The organism is Vibrio sp. R-1, from assembly GCF_035615595.1.
Classification (GTDB): domain Bacteria; phylum Pseudomonadota; class Gammaproteobacteria; order Enterobacterales; family Vibrionaceae; genus Vibrio; species Vibrio cholerae.
In genome coordinates this window covers 1-2,143 of record NZ_WPDC01000166.1, presented here as the reverse complement: position 1 = coordinate 2,143, position 2,143 = coordinate 1, and the positions used below count along the sequence as shown (strand labels likewise).

1 protein-coding gene and 1 pseudogene are annotated in these 2,143 nt (G+C 49.0%); both read left to right on the top strand.

Annotation, left to right across the window (positions count from 1 at the left end; all coding sequences use genetic code 11):
• On the top strand, nt 1-1,325 hold a 1,325-nt coding region (locus GOU96_RS17275; RefSeq protein WP_324702047.1), incomplete at its 5' end, for an MASE1 domain-containing sensor histidine kinase.
• Between the two features lie 67 nt (nt 1,326-1,392).
• Nucleotides 1,393-1,947 (top strand): annotated as a pseudogene (locus GOU96_RS17270) (MFS transporter); the annotation flags it as partial.
• Nucleotides 1,948-2,143 lie beyond the last annotated feature (196 nt).

The window sequence follows — 2,143 nt, the reverse complement described above, 5'->3', positions numbered from 1 at the left end:
GGGTGGTTTGGCTAGCCGCAGCCATTGCCCGCCAACACTGGCCGAAATTACATTTGTATTGGCAAAAGTTACTGCTGATTGTGGCACTGGTGCTGCTGCACACTATTTTGGTGGGTATCACTTTTACCTTGTTGGCGAAACCGCTACAAATGGGAGCGGAGACGTTAATTGCCGTGAGTATCGCTTCGCTCACGGGAGGCATTGTGCTGACCCCATTTTTGTATCTGGTGGCCGACTACCTTAGTCACCAAACTTGGCATCCGCTTTCTCCGCAACTGATCCACCACGATGTGAAACTTAAGCCGAAAATGCTGGTATGGAGTTTACTGTTTTTCAGCTTAGGACTGCTGGCGGAGCTGACGTTACTTGAGCAGATGAAGCCGTTTGCCCTATTGATCATCTTGCTACCGACGATTTTTCTTGCCTATCGCTATGGCTGGCAAGGCGGCGTGTTGGCGAGCAGTTTAAACTGCATTCTGCTAGCGACGGCACGCCAGTTCAGTGGCTCCTTTTCTTCGGATCAAGAGTTGCTGATCTTTATGTCAAGCCAAGCGTTTGTGGGGCTTGGATTGGGTATCGCCATTAGCCGCCAACATCAGCTCGCTTTATTGCTGCAAAAAATGAACACCCGCCTAGCCAAAGAGCTGCGTGAAAAGCAAGACCTCGCGCGCCAGCTCGTTTCTGTTGAAGAGCAAATTCGCAAATCGGTGGCTCGCGAACTGCACGATGAGATCGGCCAAAACATTACCGCGATTCAAATTCAATCCATGCTTGCAGAACGTTTAGCCAGTAATCATCAAGCCAAACAGGCGGCCTCTAGCGTGCAGTCTCTCGCTATGCGGATTCATCAATCCACACGTCAGCTCTTAAAGCAACTACGCCCGCATATTTTGGATGAACTCGGGTTAGAACATGCCATTCGTCAACTGGTGCAAGAAATGCGTTTTGCCGAACAAGGTATTACGGTGCGCCTCAATATGGGAGTCAATCCGCAAAAGCTGGACGATACGACTCGGGTGACTCTATATCGGATTGTGCAGGAGTTGCTGAACAACATTTCCAAGCATGCCAAAGCCACCCGAGTACACATCAGCCTATTTCCGGGAAGTGAAATGATTCTGGAAGTCAAAGATGACGGCATTGGTTTACCCACCGACTGGCGGGTGCGTGGACAAGGCTTAAAAGGATTGAGTGAGCGTGTATCCGCACTCGGTGGTCAATTAAAGATGACGACATCCACTTTCCAAACTGGCACGCGAATAATTGTTAACTTACCCACAAAACGCTCAATAACCAGCGAAAAACTAGGAAATATTCCTAGATGAATACAACTCCTTCCCATGTTTTTCCCACCTCGCTTGATTAGGATGAAACTCAATAAGGACAAGCAATATGAAGATTGTACCTATGGTGCAACCCATTCAGGCAATGGAAATCGATCAGGCTTATCGCCACTGGCGCATTCATTTAATGATTTCCATGTATGTCGGTTATGGCGTGTTCTATCTCACTCGTAAAAGCTTCAATTTTGCTATGCCGCAAATGCTCAGTGAGTTAGGACTCGATTATTCCGATTTGGGTTTTCTCGGTACGCTGTTCTACCTCACTTACGGGGTGTCTAAATTTGTTTCAGGTTTGATGATCGACCGCTCCCGCTCACGCTATTTCATGGGGTTGGGGCTGATAGCCACCGGCATCATCAACCTCGCTTTTGGTTTTAGCTCGTCCTTGTTGGCTTTTACTTTGTTATGGACGGCGAATGCCTTTTTTCAAGGCTGGGGCTGGCCTGCGTGTGCCAAGGTGCTAACGCACTGGTATTCGCGTAGTGAACGGGGCTTTTGGTGGTCAATTTGGAACACTTGCCACAACTTAAGCGGCGCATTGATCCCCATCGTGATTGGTTTTATCAGCTTGACCTTTGGCTGGCGTTACGGATTCTTGTTTGCCCGCCCGATGCGGATTGAGGAACTGCAGGAGTGGCTACAAAACCCGATGCAGAAATTTGCCGGAGCCTGCCCTCTATCGCTAGAATCAATCCATTAGAGCAAGGCTCCTGACAATGGACGGCAAACAATGACCAAACATTATGATTATCTGGCAATCGGCGGTGGCAGCGGCGGGATCGCCTCAGTCAACCGAGCAG